This window comes from Paeniroseomonas aquatica (genome assembly GCF_030409335.1).
GTDB classification, from domain to species: domain Bacteria; phylum Pseudomonadota; class Alphaproteobacteria; order Acetobacterales; family Acetobacteraceae; genus Belnapia; species Belnapia aquatica.
Map to the genome: position 1 here is coordinate 1 of NZ_JAUFPN010000069.1, position 14,793 is coordinate 14,793.

Here is a 14,793-nt window from a genome sequence, read left to right on the forward strand (position 1 = left end):
TTGTTCTTTTAAAACTTTATCGGTTTTGGAAGTGTATTGTATGCTTGCTTGATTGTCCTTTGTCATGGGGGATGGTTGGTTAGCATGCGGCATTGGTGTTCTGTTCTCGGGCTTTTGGTTACGTTTGATTTCTGCTTTCGGGTGGGGATTGGCGGCCGGGGGTTTTGGGGTGGGATGCGTGGGCGGCGCTGTTGGGATGCTGAGAGGTGTTCTGGTGGGTGTTGCTGTGTTGCGTGTTGATTGATGGTCTGCTGTCGGGATGGTTGGCGGGTATTGGTATATCGGGTTTTGGGTGAGGTTTCGGGTAGTATGCTGGCAGGGATGCTGGTGTATGAACCTGAGAGTTTGATCCTGGCTCAGAGCGAACGCTGGCGGAATGCTTAACACATGCAAGTCGCACGGTCAGCAATGGCAGTGGCGGACGGGTGAGTAACGCGTAGGAATATGTCCAGAGGTGGGGGACAACCCCGGGAAACTGGGGCTAATACCGCATATGAGCTGAGGCTCAAAGCAGTGATGCGCCTTTGGAGTAGCCTGCGTCCGATTAGCTTGTTGGTGGGGTAATGGCCTACCAAGGCGACGATCGGTAGCTGGTCTGAGAGGACGACCAGCCACACTGGGACTGAGACACGGCCCAGACTCCTACGGGAGGCAGCAGTGGGGAATATTGGACAATGGGCGCAAGCCTGATCCAGCAATTCCGCGTGGGTGAAGAAGGTCTTCGGATTGTAAAGCCCTTTCGACGGGGACGATGATGACGGTACCCGTAGAAGAAGCCCCGGCTAACTTCGTGCCAGCAGCCGCGGTAATACGAAGGGGGCTAGCGTTGCTCGGAATTACTGGGCGTAAAGGGCGCGTAGGCGGCTTAGTTAGTCAGGCGTGAAATTCCTGGGCTCAACCTGGGGACTGCGCTTGATACGGCTAGGCTAGAGGATGGAAGAGGGTCGCGGAATTCCCAGTGTAGAGGTGAAATTCGTAGATATTGGGAAGAACACCGGTGGCGAAGGCGGCGACCTGGTCCATTACTGACGCTGAGGCGCGACAGCGTGGGGAGCAAACAGGATTAGATACCCTGGTAGTCCACGCCGTAAACGATGTGCGCTGGATGTTGGGTGGCCTAGCCACTCAGTGTCGTAGCTAACGCGGTAAGCGCACCGCCTGGGGAGTACGGCCGCAAGGTTGAAACTCAAAGGAATTGACGGGGGCCCGCACAAGCGGTGGAGCATGTGGTTTAATTCGAAGCAACGCGCAGAACCTTACCAGCCCTTGACATGGTCACGACTGGTTCAGAGATGGACCTTCCCCGCAAGGGGCGTGATGCACAGGTGCTGCATGGCTGTCGTCAGCTCGTGTCGTGAGATGTTGGGTTAAGTCCCGCAACGAGCGCAACCCTCGCCTTTAGTTGCCAGCACGTTTGGGTGGGCACTCTAGAGGAACTGCCGGTGACAAGCCGGAGGAAGGTGGGGATGACGTCAAGTCCTCATGGCCCTTATGGGCTGGGCTACACACGTGCTACAATGGCGGTGACAATGGGAAGCCAGGTAGCGATACCGAGCCGATCCCAAAAAGCTGTCTCAGTTCAGATCGCATTCTGCAACTCGGATGCGTGAAGGTGGAATCGCTAGTAATCGCGGATCAGCACGCCGCGGTGAATACGTTCCCGGGCCTTGTACACACCGCCCGTCACACCATGGGAGTTGGTTCTACCTTAAGCAGGTGCGCTAACCGCAAGGGAGCAGCTTGCCACGGTAGGGTCAGTGACTGGGGTGAAGTCGTAACAAGGTAGCCGTAGGGGAACCTGCGGCTGGATCACCTCCTTTCAAGGATCGTTGGTGGGGTAGAGATTTCGGTCTCTTGCTGCTGACGGCCTGAACAATGACTACAATGGACCGAGATCGTCCTTTGACTGGCCTGGCCCGGATGGGTTGGGTTTGGTTGGGGCGCCTGTGACCCGATAGACAATACTTTCCAGCCATCACCTGCGGCCATTGATTGGCGCGTGGTGCATGGTGCGCCTGGCCCTTTCGGGGGTCGGCGCCGTCCGCGCATCCTTCTCCCGTCGTTGTGTCGGGTGTGTTGCGGCCTTGGCTGGGCGATGGCCTTCCCCTACCGTTTCGGGGGCCTCGGTTATGCCGGGGCTGGGGGCCAGTAGCTCAGTTGGTTAGAGCACACGCTTGATAAGCGTGGGGTCGGAGGTTCAAGTCCTCCCTGGCCCATCGATTTCGTGACGCTGTTTTGGTCTTGCGGTGGTGGCTCTGTCGCCGCTGGCGATGTCGTCCGGGCCGCGAGGCCTGCGGGGGCATAGCTCAGCTGGTAGAGCACCTGCTTTGCAAGCAGGGGGTCATCGGTTCGAATCCGTTTGCCTCCAGACCTGCGTTCCTCGGTGAGGGCGCCTGGGTGTCACGGGATGGGTTGGGGATGATGGTGCGAGAGCATCATGTGGGATTGCGCGATGGGTGGTGCGAGATGTCCTGCGGCTTGCCGCGGGATGGCTTGGCACGGCCTGGCTGCGTGATATGCACTTTCAAGACCGCCGCATGGCGTTGGATCCCGCGAGGGGTTCGTGCCGGCGAATGTTCTTTGACAAGTGAAGATGGATTGGAAGGTAGCGTAAGCGGCCGATGGGCATGTCCTGTTGGCTGTGTGTGAGCTGAGCGATTGGTATTGCGCGACCGTTCGGTCGCAGGGCGGTTTGGTCCTGCGTGCGGGCGGTGGTGATGCGATATTGAGCGTGATAAGGGCGTTCGGTGGATGCCTTGGCGCCAAGAGGCGATGAAGGACGTGGCACGCTGCGAAAAGCCGCGGGGAGATGCGAGCGATCGTTGATCCGCGGATGTCCGAATGGGGAAACCCACCCTTTCGAGGGTATCGGGGCCTGAATACATAGGGCTTCGAGGCAAACCCGGGGAACTGAAACATCTCAGTACCTGGAGGAACAGACATCAACCGAGATTCCGCGAGTAGTGGCGAGCGAAAGCGGATTAGGCCAGTGGTCTTGTTGAGTTAAGCCGAAGCGTCTGGAAAGGCGCGCCATAGTGGGTGATAGCCCCGTAGGCGTATGGCTCCTCAAGATCCTTGAGTAAGGCGAGGCACGTGAAACCTTGTCTGAACATGGGGGGACCACCCTCCAAGCCTAAATACTCCTTGGCGACCGATAGTGCACAAGTACCGTGAGGGAAAGGTGAAAAGCACCCCGACGAGGGGAGTGAAACAGACCTGAAACCGAGCGCCTACAAGCAGTCGGAGCCCTTACTCGCAAGAGTGGGTGACGGCGTACCTTTTGTATAATGGGTCCGCGAGTTTCTGTTAGCAGCAAGCTTAAGCCGTGAGGTGTAGGCGCAGCGAAAGCGAGTCCGAACAGGGCGCCTAGTTGCTGGCAGAAGACCCGAAACCGAGTGATCTAGCCATGGCCAGGCTGAAGGTGCGGTAACACGCACTGGAGGGCCGAACCCACGCCTGTTGAAAAAGTCGGGGATGAGCTGTGGCTAGGGGTGAAAGGCCAATCAAACTCGGAAATAGCTGGTTCTCCGCGAAATCTATTGAGGTAGATCGTCGTTCGATTACCGCCGGAGGTAGAGCACCGGAAGGGCTAGGGGGACCCAAAGTCCTACCAAACCCTACCGAACTCCGAATGCCGGCGAGTACAGGGCGGCAGACAGACAGTGGGTGCTAAGGTCCATTGTCGAGAGGGAAACAGCCCAGACCACCAGCTAAGGCCCCCAAATGATGGCTAAGTGGGAAAGCATGTAGGACGGCCATAACAACCAGGAGGTTGGCTTAGAAGCAGCCATCCTTTAAAGAAAGCGTAATAGCTCACTGGTCTAATAGCTGTCCCGCGGCGAAAATGTAACGGGGCTCAAGCCATCTGCCGAAGCTGTGGATGCACGAAAGTGCGTGGTAGCGGAGCGTTCCCTAAGCCTGTGAAGCGGTATGCGCGAGCGGCCGTGGAGGTATGGGAAGTGCGAATGCGGACATGAGTAGCGACAAAGAGGGTGAGAAACCCTCTCGCCGAAAGTCCAAGGGTTCCTGCGCAAGGCTAATCCGCGCAGGGTGAGCCGGCCCCTAAGGCGAGGGCGACAGCCGTAGCCGATGGAAACCAGGTCAATATTCCTGGGCCCGTCAGAAGTGACGACCGTGAAGCGTTGTCATCCCTTATCGGATTGGGATGGCTGCCGGATCGGTCCGGGAAATAGCTCTGACACTATGGACCGTACCCTAAACCGACACAGGTGGACTGGTAGAGCATACCAAGGCGCTTGAGAGAACCATGCTGAAGGAACTAGGCAAATTGCTCGCGTAACTTCGGGATAAGCGAGACCCACGATTGGGCAACCAGTTGTGGGTGACACAAACCAGGGGGTGGCGACTGTTTAGTAAAAACACAGGGCTCTGCGAAATCGAGAGATGACGTATAGGGTCTGACGCCTGCCCGGTGCTGGAAGGTCAAGGGGAGATGTGCAAGCATCGAACCGAAGCCCCAGTAAACGGCGGCCGTAACTATAACGGTCCTAAGGTAGCGAAATTCCTTGTCGGGTAAGTTCCGACCTGCACGAATGGCGTAACGACCTCCCCACTGTCTCCAGCATGGGCTCAGCGAAATTGAATTCCCCGTGAAGATGCGGGGTACCCGCGGTCAGACGGAAAGACCCTATGAACCTTTACTGCAACTTCGCAGTGGCGCCAGGAAGGGACTGTGTAGGATAGGTGGGAGGCTTTGAAGCCGGGGCGCTAGCTTTGGTGGAGCCAACCTTGAAATACCACCCTGTGCCTTTCTGGCGTCTAACTGAGCCCCGTTATCCGGGGCCAGGACCCTGCGTGGTGGGCAGTTTGACTGGGGCGGTCGCCTCCCAAATGGTAACGGAGGCGCGCGATGGTGGGCTCAAGCCGGTCGGACATCGGCTGTTGAGTGCAAAGGCACAAGCCCGCCTGACTGTGAGCGCGACAGCGCGAACAGAGACGAAAGTCGGCCTTAGTGATCCGGTGGTCCCGCGTGGAAGGGCCATCGCTCAACGGATAAAAGGTACTCTAGGGATAACAGGCTGATCTCCCCCAAGAGTCCACATCGACGGGGAGGTTTGGCACCTCGATGTCGGCTCATCGCATCCCGGGGCTGGAGCAGGTCCCAAGGGTTCGGCTGTTCGCCGATTAAAGCGGTACGTGAGCTGGGTTTAGAACGTCGTGAGACAGTTCGGTCCCTATCTGCCGTGGGTGTAGGAGACTTGCGAGGATCTGTCCCTAGTACGAGAGGACCGGGATGGACGTACCTCTGGTGTACCAGTTGTTCCGCCAGGAGCATCGCTGGGTAGCTAAGTGCGGACGGGATAACTGCTGAAGGCATCTAAGCAGGAAACCCCCCTCTAAACGAGGTCTCCCTCGAGGGCCGTGATAGACCATCACGTCGATAGGCCGCAGGTGGAAGTCGGGTAACCGACGTAGCCGAGCGGTCCTAATCGCCCGATAGAGCTCATATCCATCACCACCGCAACGCGGTCGAAAGACCGCACCGCACGCAGCACCAAACCGCCTCAAGCCTCACACACACAAAACCTTCCAATCCCATCCTCACCCCACCAACCCAAAATTGGGTCCGGCGCGGTGGTCCGGTGGTCATCGCGCGGATGATACACCCGATCCCATCCCGAACTCGGACGTGAAACACCGCTGCGCCCATGGTACTGCATCTCAAGATGCGGGAGAGTCGGTCGCCGCCGGACCACCACGCCGGACCCAATCCTCACACACACACCACCGCGGGGTGGAGCAGCCCGGTAGCTCGTCAGGCTCATAACCTGAAGGTCACAGGTTCAAATCCTGTCCCCGCATCCCACGATCCCAGTATTTTCGAAGCAGCATCCATTCGCCCGCTCTGCACACGCAGCATGGGCTTTTTTGTGTTCGGGTGCGGTAGTATTGTCAGCATAAGGGCAAGGCCATGCTAAATGGCCTTGCCCTGTTTTCACGAACAGTGTTGCGCGGCTGAAGCAGTCGCTTAGAAAGCCGCCACCTTCTGCTCTGGTGTGAAATAGCCCACGGCGACGACACCACGGTGCCGCCGCAGGCCAAGGGCCGGACCGTCACCGCCCGGCTCTGGACCTATGTGCGCGACGACCGACCATTCGCCGGCCCGGCGCCACCGGCGGCGATGTTCCGCTACTCGCGCGACCGAACCGGGGAACATCCACAGCGCCATCTGGCCGGCTATGGCGGGATCCTGCAGGCCGATGCCTATGCCGGGTTCAACGAGCTCTACATGCCAGGCCGCAAGCCGGGATCGATCGCCGAGGCGGCGTGCTNCCAAAACACAAATCCCGCAAACGCCCCGATGGCTCAAGCCTCGGGGCGATTTTCAATTCTCGCCTTAGGTGCCAACCGTAAGATCGCGCCTAACTCGCCGCGGACCTCGATCCGCAACCGACCCGCCTCAGGGATCAGCCGGATCGCCTCGACCTAGCTGCCTGCGAATTTCCTCCAACGCGGCAATGGCCACGCGGCGGCATAAGGAGGTCAGGCCGAAGCGGCCAAGGTGCTGCGAACAACCCGACTCTGCATCACGCTCCCACGGTGTGCTGAGTTGTTGAATGTCGCTGAGCAGGACACCCCAGACTTTTGGATTTCTCAGGCAAGCACCGAGCCGAGGCCTTCAACAGCGGTTCGTCGAAAGGCCGTCAGCACCTCTCTGTTTGGTGCCTTTCTCATTTGGCAATTCGACGAATGGATCCCCCGGCGGTCCCGCTGCGTGACACCGGAAACATCACCATCGTCACCGACAATCCCGCCGTCAGCTTGCCCGCCGTGGCTGGAGGACAGAGCCGCTAATTCATCAGGAGCCATCGCCCCTACACCACGTAGCGGAAGAGGATCGCCAACACGGCCCAGGTGCGGTTCATTGTGCCCATCGAACCGGACGCCACCGGAACTCCGAAAGGGATGTGATGACCGCGCCAGCTGCCTTCCCGATCAGCCGCTTTCCCGTACCCACCCTGGACGAGATGCCGGAAGACATCCGCGAGCGGCTGCTCGCGGTGCAGGAGAAGGCCGGGTTCATTCCCAATGTTTTTCTCGTCCTCTCGCATCGGCCCGAGGAATTCCGCGCCTTCATGGCCTACCACGACGCCCTCATGGACAAGCCGGGCGCGCTGACCAAGGCGGAGCGCGAAATGATCGTGGTGGCGACCAGCAACGCGAACCAATGCCAGTATTGCGTCGTCGCGCATGGCGCGATCCTGCGCATCCGGGCGAAGAACCCGCTGATCGCCGACCAGGTCGCCATCAACTACCGCAAGGCCGACATCACGCCGCGGCAGAAGGCGATGCTCGACTTCGCCATGAAGGTCGCCTTCGAGGCCCACGACGTCTGCGATGGCGACCTAGCCACCCTCGCGCAGCACGGCTTCGACAAGGAGGAGGCATGGGACATCGCGGCGATCGCGGCCTTCTTCGGCATGTCGAACCGGATGGCAAACGTCACCAGCATGCGGCCGAACGACGAATTCTACACCATGGGCCGTTAGCCTGCTGCCAACCCTCATCACCGCGGCGGTGAGAGATTAGGGCACGGGGGTGAGCGGGACCAACAAAGCGGCCGGGCGGCGGCTCCGCCGCCCGGCTTCCGGCAACAGCGGCACCGCCTTAGCGTGGCCGCATGGACCGGCTGACCGCTCTCCGACTCCTCCTGCGCACCCTCGACCGCGGCGGCATCGCGGCGGCGGGCCGCTCGCTCGGCCTGTCGGCGACGGCGGCATCGCGGGCGCTGCGCGAACTGGAGGATGACCTCGCCCTGCGGCTGTTCGACCGCACCACGCGCCACGTCGCGCCGACCGAGGCGGGGCGGCGCCTGGCCGACCGTATCGCGCCGCTGCTCGAGGGTCTCGACACCGCGATGGTCGAGGCGCGGGAGCTGCACGAGGAAGCGGCCGGCACGCTCCGCATCGTCGCGCGCCGATCCTTTGCCCTGCGCCATGTGGTGCCGCATCTCGCCGGCTTCCGCCGCGCGCATCCGCGGGTGGAGATCGATCTCGCCCTGACCGAACAGACCGGGCTGGTGCCGGCGCATGGAGTGGATCTGGTGATCCGGCTCGGCCTGCCGCCGGGCAAGTCCTACAGCGGCCACCGCCTGGCCTCGGACCGGCGCATCCTCTGCGCCAGCCCCGACTATGTCGCGCGGCACGGCGCCCCGGCCACGCCCGATGCGGTCCTGCGGCACCCCTGCCTGACCTACCGCGAGGCCGATGAGGCGCCGGTCTGGGTCTTCGCCACGCCGTCGGGCGGGCGGCAGGAGGTGGCGGTCGGCGGGCCGCTCCGCTCCAACAGCGGAGAGGCGCTGCGCCAGGCGGCGCTGGATGGCATGGGGCTGGTGCTGCTGCCGGAATGGATGGTGGGAGAGGATGTCGCCGCCGGCCGGCTGGCACCGGTGCTGCCGGGTCTGCCGGCTTGGCCGGAACGCTACCGGGCCGAGATATTCGCCGTGCATGCCCGCACCGAGCGGCTTCCCGCCAAGATCGCCGCCTTCGTCGCGCATCTGCTCGCCGCCGCCGATCCTGCCGCCTGACGCCGCCTCTGATCATGCCAGATGGCGGCAGGGTGTTTCGCAACAATGCCGGCTGGCGCCCCTCTGCCGTGGCACGCCATGGTGCGGGACGGAGGATCCATCCCATGCTCGAGACGACCCCGCTCACCACCGTCCTCGGCGCCCGCATCACCGGCCTCGACATCGCCCGCGGCGTCGATGCGACGACGATGGCCGCCGTGCGGGCGGCGCTGGACCGCTTCTCGGTGCTGGTCTTCCCGGACCAGCGCATCGACGACGCGGCGCAGATCGCCTTCAGCGAGGGCTTCGGGCCGCTGGAACGCACCCGGCCCGGGGCACCCGGGGCGGGCAGCCCGGTGATCATCCTCTCGAACATCGGCCCGGCCGGCGAGATCGCGCCGCCCACCGACAGGCAGGTGCTGAACAACAAGGCGAACCGCGTCTGGCACCATGATTCCTCGTTCAAGCCGGTGCCGGCCCGGGCCTCGCTGCTCTCGGCGCGGGAAATCCCCGCGGCCGGCGGGGATACCGAATTCGCTTCCCAGCGCGCGGCCTTCGCCGCGCTCGATCCGGCCGAGCAGGAGGGCCTGCGGGGTCGCGTCGCCATCCACGATTTCGGCTGGTCGCGCAGCCGGGTCGATGCCGCGCTGGTGACCGAGGCCGAGCTCCACCAGCACCCGCCGGTGCGCCAAGCGCTGGTCCTGCAGGAGAATCCGCATGGCCCGGCGCTCTACCTCGGCGCCCATGCGCGCCGCATCGAAGGCATGGACGAGGCGGCGTCCCGCGCTCTGATCGACCGGCTGATGGCGCTGGCGACGCAGCCGGCCTTCACCTACGCCCATCGCTGGCGGCCGCATGACCTGGTGGTCTGGGACAACCGCGCGGTGCTGCACCGCGCCACCCCCTTCGCCACGACGACGGAGCGCCGCCACATGGTGCGCACCTGCGTCGCCGGCACCATGCCGACCCTCGCCGACGCAGCGTGATGGGGCCTGGGAAGGGCAGGCAGCCCGGAGCATCGCTCGCCGCGCCGGACGCCGCCGCAACCCGCCGCGTCCCGGCCGCGTTGACCGAGGCGCGCCGTCAGGAGGTTATTCCGGCATGGCCGGCGCCCCTTCGGCAAGGCCCAGGTCATGAGCATCCGGCGTTTCGCCTCGACGGCCATGCTGCTGCTGGCCACCGCCTGCGAGGCGGAGGAGCCGGCAGCCCTGCGCGTCGCCGGCGGCGATCCTGCGCGCGGCCATGCGGTGATCCTGGCCAGCGGCTGCGGCGCCTGCCACGTCATCCCCGGCGTCCGCGGCGCGGACTCCTGGGTCGGGCCGCCGCTCACCGAATGGGCGCGGCGCGGCTATGTCGGCGGCCGGCTGCCCAACGCCCCCGACAATCTGATCGCCTGGCTGCGGGACCCGGAGGCGATCTCGCCCGGCTCGGCCATGCCGGCGGTCGGGTTGAGCGAGGCGGAGGCGCGCGACGCGGCCGCCTATCTCTTCACCCTGGGCGCCGCCAGGCTGCCGCCCGTCCCGGCCGGGATGCAGCTCGGCCCGAACGAGGGCGGGCCGCGCGAGTCGCCACGGATCCGCCCGCGTGCTTAGGTGGCGCATCCCGGCAGCAGCAGCGGCGGCATCGCCTGGAACACCACCGCCAGCGCGGCCAGCACGGCGGTGCTGGCGGCGAACCAGCGGGTGAAGCGTGGCTCGACCTCGCCGCCTTCGGTCAGGGACGGGCCGAGCCCCGCCAGCGCCGGCCGCAGCACCAGCCCGAGCAGCGCCAGCGCCACCACCGTGGCGAGCCCGACCAGCGCCGGCACCCAGGGCAGGCCGAGCAGCGACCGCTCCAGCAGCCCCCGTTCGCAGGCCACGGCGCTGACCGCATAGACCGCGGTGAAATGCCCGGCCCAGACCACCAGCCCGGCGACCGAGAGCAGCACCCCGAAGGCGGAGCGGACCCCGCTCATGCCAGCAGCCGCGGGAAGCCGTGCAGCAGCGCCAGCCCGGCCAGCCCTTGCCCCACGGTGTAGAGCCAGAACAGCATCATGTTGTCGAAGCTGAGCCGGCGGGTGCCGTCCAGCAGCCCGGCCCAGGACCGCGCCAGGACATAGCCGGCCATGATCGCGGCCACCGCCACGTGGAAGCCCTGCCAGACCAGCAGCGCGTAGGAGGCGGCGGCATGGGCATGCATCGTGGGACGCAGCCCCGCCTCCCACAGCGCCATCAGGTCGGCGGCGAAGCCCCCGGCCAGCAGCAGCAGCGCCACCGGCAGCAGCAGCCCCGGTAGGGCATCCCGCCGGCGCAGCGCGCGGGAGGCCAGCATCACCACGCCGCCGCTGGCGAGGTAGCCGGCGAGCGCCGCCGCGCCAAAGCCGCCCTGCGGCGCCGCCATGCCCGCCGGCGGCCACATCGCATCGCCGTTGACCAGCCAGAGGAACAGGTAGCTGCCCATCTGGCAGGCATAGGCGGTGCCGCTCACCAGCATCAGGCAGACCATCGCCCACCAGGAGGTCGAGAGCGGCCCGGTGACGTAGTTCGGCAGTTCCAGACCCGCGCCCACCCCGTCCCGCCGCGCCGGCAGCGGGCCGAGGTCGGTGCCGGTCCAGAGCCAGCGCAGGAAGCCGGCCAGCGCCACCAGGCCGAAGCCGGCGGCCGGCACCACGGCCGAGACCGCCAGCGAGAGGAAGAAGCCGGCGGTGCCGACCGCCGCCACCAGATGCGCGAAGCCCGGACCGGGGATGACCGCGACGTATTGCGGCAGCGCCTCGGCCGGGCTGGTCACCAGCGCCTCGCGCCGCCCGGTCAGCGTGCCCGGCAGGAAGTGGCGCCCCGCCGTCACCTCCTCGCCCAGGCGGGGATTGTCCCACAGCGGGTAGCGGCCGGTGATGCGGGGGATGCTGCGCAGGCCGAAATCCTCGCTCGGCAGCCATTCCGCCGTGCCGGAATCCCACGGGCTGCGGTCGCTGCCGCGGCCGGGGCGGAAGTTGCGGGCGATGTCGGCCAGCAGCACCACGCCGCCCGCCAGCACCATCGCCGCCCCGGCCGTGGAGAGCGCGTTCCACAGCTCGAGCCCCATGCCGGCGGGATAGGTGTAGATCCGCCGCGGCATGCCGGCGAAGCCGGCGAAATGCATCGGGAAGAAGGTCAGGTTGGTGCCGAGGAACAGCAGCCAGAAGGCCCAGCGGCCGAGCCGTTCCGACAGCGGCCGGCCGATCGCCGGCGCCCAGTAGTACAGCGCCGCCAGCAGCGGGAAGACCATGCCGCCGATCAGCACGTAATGCAGGTGGGCGACGATGAAATAGGTGTCGTGCGCCTGCCAGTCGAAGGGCGTCGCCGAGACCATCACCCCGGTCAGCCCGCCGAGCACGAAGATGAAGAGAAAGCCGAAGACGAACAGCGTCGGCGTGGCGATCCGCACCCGCTTGCCGGCGGCGAAGGTGCCGATCCAGGCGAAGACCTGCAGGCCGGAGGGCACCGAGACGGCGAAGCCCGCCGCCGAGAAATAGGCCAGGCTCAGCCCCGGGATGCCGGTGGTGTACATGTGGTGCACCCACAAGCCGAAGCTGAGGAAGGCGGTGCCCACCAGTGCCGTCACCACCAGCCCATGCGCCAGCAGCGCGGTGCCCGCCATGGCCGGGACGATCATCGAGACCATGCCGGCGGCCGGCAGGAAGATGACATAGACCTCCGGGTGGCCGAAGAACCAGAAGAGGTGCTGCCACAGCAGCGGGTCGCCGCCGCGTTCCGGCAGGAAGAAGGGCCAGTCGAAGGCGCGCTCCAGCTCGAGCAGCGTGCTCGCCACGATCACCGCCGGGAAGGCGAAGACCACCATGGCGGCGAAGACCAGCATGGCCCAGGCGAAGATCGGCATGCGCCCCAGCGTCATCCCCGGCGCCCGGCAGCGCAGGATGCCCACGATCAGCTCGATCGCCCCGGCGATGGCCGAGATCTCGATGAAGCCGATGCCCAGCAGGTACATGTCGGTGTTGATGCCGGGCGAGTGCTCCTTGCTGGTCAGCGGCGGGTACATGAACCAGCCGCCGTCGGGCGCCGCGCCGAAGAACAGCGAGGAGAAGAAGGCAAGCCCGCCGATCACGTAGATCCAATAGGCATAGGCGCCGAGCCGCGGCGTCGGCATCTCCCGCGCGCCGAGCATGGCCGGCAGCAGGGTGATGCCGACCGCCTCCACCGCCGGCACCGCAAAGAGGAACATCATCACCGTGCCATGCATGGTGAAGACCTGATTGTAGGTCGCGGGGTCGATGATGGTCAGGCCCGGCATCGCCAGCTGCACCCGGATCAGCACGCCGAGCAGCCCGGCCAGGGTCAGGAACAGCAGCGCCGTGGCGACGAAGAGCGGGCCGATGAGGTTGTTGTTGATCTCGCCGAGGGCGCGCCAGCCGCGCGGCCGCGCCCAGGCGGCGCGCAGCCGGCCGAGCTCGTCGGCCGGGCGCGGCAAGGGGTTCGGCAGCGCGTCGGTGCTCGGCGCGACGGCGGCACCCTGGTCCGGGCTCATCGCAGCGTCTCCAGCCAATCGGCGACCGCCAGCAGCTCGGCGCCCTCCAGCGACCGGCCATAGGCCGGCATGGCATTGCCCGGCTTGATGTCCTGCGCCCCGGCGATCCAGCCGGCGAGGTTGGCCCGATGGTTCTCCAGCGCGCCCGCCGCCAGCGACAGCCTGCCGCCGATGCGCGACAGGTCGGGCGCCAGCCGCCCCTGCCATGCGGTGCCGCGCACCGCGTGGCAGGCGCCGCAGCCGGCCTCGCCGAAGACCCGCATGCCCTCCGCCGCGGCTGCGGTCGCCGGCGGCGGCACCGGCGCCTGCTGGCGGGCGACCCAGGCCGCGAAGTCGGCGGGCTCGTGCGCCACCACCCAGAAGGCCATGAAGCTATGCTGGATTCCGCAGAACTCGGTGCACTGGCCGCGCAGCACGCCGGTGCGGTCCACCCGGAGGCGCTGGCGGTTCACCCGGCCGGGGATCATGTCCATCTTGCCGTGCAGGTTGGGGATCCAGACGCTGTGGATCACGTCGCCGGAGCTGAGCTGCAACTCCACGTCGCGCCCGACCGGCAGGTGCAGCTCGTTGGCGGTGACGGCGCCTTCGCCAAGCTCGGGGTAGCGCACCTCCCACCAGTATTGCCGGCCGATGATCTCGACCTTCAGCGGCGCCGCCTCGCCCGGCAGGGTCAGCGCGCGGGAGATGCCGAGGGAATAGACCAGCAGCGCCGCGAGCGTCACCACGGGGAAGACGATGCCGCCGCCGATGACGAAGCGGCGCGAACCCATCGCCTGTCGCCACCGCCCGGGCGCCAGCAGCGCCGCCGCCAGCAGCCCCATGGTCAGCAGGAAGATGGCGGTGCCGCCGATGAACAGCACATGGGTCAACGTGGCGATATGCCCGGCCTGCGCCCCCCAGGGGTCGAGCGGCGTCTGGATGCCGGAACAGCCCGCCAGCGCGGCGCAGGCGACAAGGCCCGGCCGCCTCACGCCGCGAAGCGTCCGCGCCGCATCGCCACCACCAGCGCGCCGAGCGCCACCCCGGCGAAGGCCAGCCCGCCCGGCACCCACATCAGCAGGCCGCCGAGCTGCTGGTCCTCCAGCGGGGTCAGGCCCCAGGCCAGCGTGGTGTATTCATGCGGCGGGAAGATCGACCGCGGCGCGAAGGTCAGGAAGGCGCCGAGCGCGCCCATCTGCGCCGCGGTGGCGAGGCCGGCCGGCAGCACCGCTTCCGGCCGCGTCGCCGCCGCCAGCAGCAGCCCGCGCCACAGCCAGATGGTGGCGCCGAGCAGGCTGAGATGCATGACCCAATAGGCGAGGTCGGAGCGGAAGGTGGCGCTGTAGGGCCCCGGCAGGTGCCAGATCCAGAGCAGCACGGCGAAGCAGGCCGCCGCCGCGGCGATGCCGCCCGGCCCGGCCTCCCGCCGCGGCGCGGGCAGGCCGAGCGCCAGCAGTGGCGCCGCCGCCAGCAGGATCACCAGATGCTGCCCGACCCGGGCCGAGAACAGCGCCACGGACAGGCTGCACAGCGGCGAGACCAGGGCGAGCGCCAGCACCGCCCAGCCGGCCAGCAGGGCGCGCCGGTCCGCCGCCCGGCCCCAGGCCAGCGCCAGCCCGGCGACCAGCGCCGCCCCGAGCCAGGGGTCCCGGTTCCAGCCGGCCCCGCCCGGCGCAGGCGGCGCGCCGCAATAGGCCAGCCAGGCGCTCTCCAGCGTCCACTCGCCCATCCCGTATCCTTTCTCTTGCCCGGCGTTGCGGCTAACGCGGAGTTAACCGCAATGG

8 protein-coding genes, 3 tRNA genes, 3 rRNA genes and 1 pseudogene are annotated in these 14,793 nt (G+C 66.2%); 11 read left to right on the plus strand and 4 right to left on the minus strand.

Annotated elements, in window-relative coordinates; all coding sequences use genetic code 11:
* Window positions 1–333: 333 nt before the first annotated feature.
* From QWZ14_RS07330 to QWZ14_RS07380, 11 genes and pseudogenes are all read left to right on the plus strand, one after another.
* Window positions 334–1,820: ribosomal RNA gene (locus QWZ14_RS07330) — 16S ribosomal RNA — on the plus strand.
* Window positions 1,821–2,142: 322 nt separating this feature from the next.
* Window positions 2,143–2,216 (plus strand) — tRNA-Ile (locus QWZ14_RS07335).
* Between the two features lie 79 nt (window positions 2,217–2,295).
* Window positions 2,296–2,368: transfer RNA gene (locus tag QWZ14_RS07340), tRNA-Ala, on the plus strand.
* Window positions 2,369–2,724: 356 nt separating this feature from the next.
* Window positions 2,725–5,471 (plus strand): 23S ribosomal RNA (locus tag QWZ14_RS07345).
* A gap of 128 nt (window positions 5,472–5,599) precedes the next feature.
* A 5S ribosomal RNA gene (rrf, locus tag QWZ14_RS07350) occupies window positions 5,600–5,714 on the plus strand.
* The 16S, 23S and 5S rRNA genes sit together here with 3 tRNA genes alongside, the layout of an rRNA operon.
* A gap of 35 nt (window positions 5,715–5,749) precedes the next feature.
* Window positions 5,750–5,823: transfer RNA gene (locus QWZ14_RS07355), tRNA-Met, on the plus strand.
* Between the two features lie 205 nt (window positions 5,824–6,028).
* Window positions 6,029–6,278, plus strand: a pseudogene (locus QWZ14_RS07360) (IS66 family transposase); the annotation flags it as partial.
* Between the two features lie 654 nt (window positions 6,279–6,932).
* On the plus strand, window positions 6,933–7,511 hold the full coding sequence (locus QWZ14_RS07365) for a peroxidase-related enzyme (protein WP_290315972.1): 579 nt from the start codon (window positions 6,933–6,935) through the stop codon (window positions 7,509–7,511).
* A gap of 131 nt (window positions 7,512–7,642) precedes the next feature.
* Complete coding sequence (locus QWZ14_RS07370) at window positions 7,643–8,548, plus strand: LysR family transcriptional regulator (RefSeq protein ID WP_290315973.1); 906 nt, start codon at window positions 7,643–7,645, stop codon at window positions 8,546–8,548.
* 104 nt (window positions 8,549–8,652) lie between these two features.
* Window positions 8,653–9,513, plus strand: a complete 861-nt coding sequence (locus QWZ14_RS07375; RefSeq protein ID WP_290315974.1) for a TauD/TfdA dioxygenase family protein — start codon at window positions 8,653–8,655, stop codon at window positions 9,511–9,513.
* Between the two features lie 147 nt (window positions 9,514–9,660).
* Complete coding sequence (locus QWZ14_RS07380) at window positions 9,661–10,119, plus strand: c-type cytochrome (RefSeq protein ID WP_290315975.1); 459 nt, start codon at window positions 9,661–9,663, stop codon at window positions 10,117–10,119.
* Here QWZ14_RS07380 and QWZ14_RS07385 read toward each other — a convergent pair.
* The 4 genes from QWZ14_RS07385 to QWZ14_RS07400 are packed head-to-tail and all read right to left on the minus strand — an operon-like array spanning window position 10,116 to window position 14,738.
* A complete protein-coding gene (locus tag QWZ14_RS07385) occupies window positions 10,116–10,481 on the minus strand; it encodes a hypothetical protein (RefSeq protein ID WP_290315976.1) in 366 nt (121 codons plus the stop codon). The two genes, QWZ14_RS07380 and QWZ14_RS07385, sit on opposite strands and share 4 nt — an antisense overlap.
* Complete coding sequence (locus tag QWZ14_RS07390; RefSeq protein ID WP_290315977.1) at window positions 10,478–13,030, minus strand: cbb3-type cytochrome c oxidase subunit I; 2,553 nt, start codon at window positions 13,028–13,030, stop codon at window positions 10,478–10,480. Before QWZ14_RS07390 ends, QWZ14_RS07385 begins: the two co-directional genes overlap by 4 nt.
* A complete protein-coding gene (gene coxB, locus QWZ14_RS07395) occupies window positions 13,027–14,001 on the minus strand; it encodes a cytochrome c oxidase subunit II (protein WP_290315978.1) in 975 nt (324 codons plus the stop codon). The genes QWZ14_RS07390 and coxB overlap by 4 nt, the downstream gene beginning before the upstream one ends.
* Window positions 13,998–14,738: a cytochrome c oxidase assembly protein gene (locus QWZ14_RS07400; RefSeq protein WP_290315979.1), complete on the minus strand. Its 741-nt coding sequence runs from the start codon at window positions 14,736–14,738 to the stop codon at window positions 13,998–14,000. The genes coxB and QWZ14_RS07400 overlap by 4 nt, the downstream gene beginning before the upstream one ends.
* Window positions 14,739–14,793: the final 55 nt, after the last annotated feature.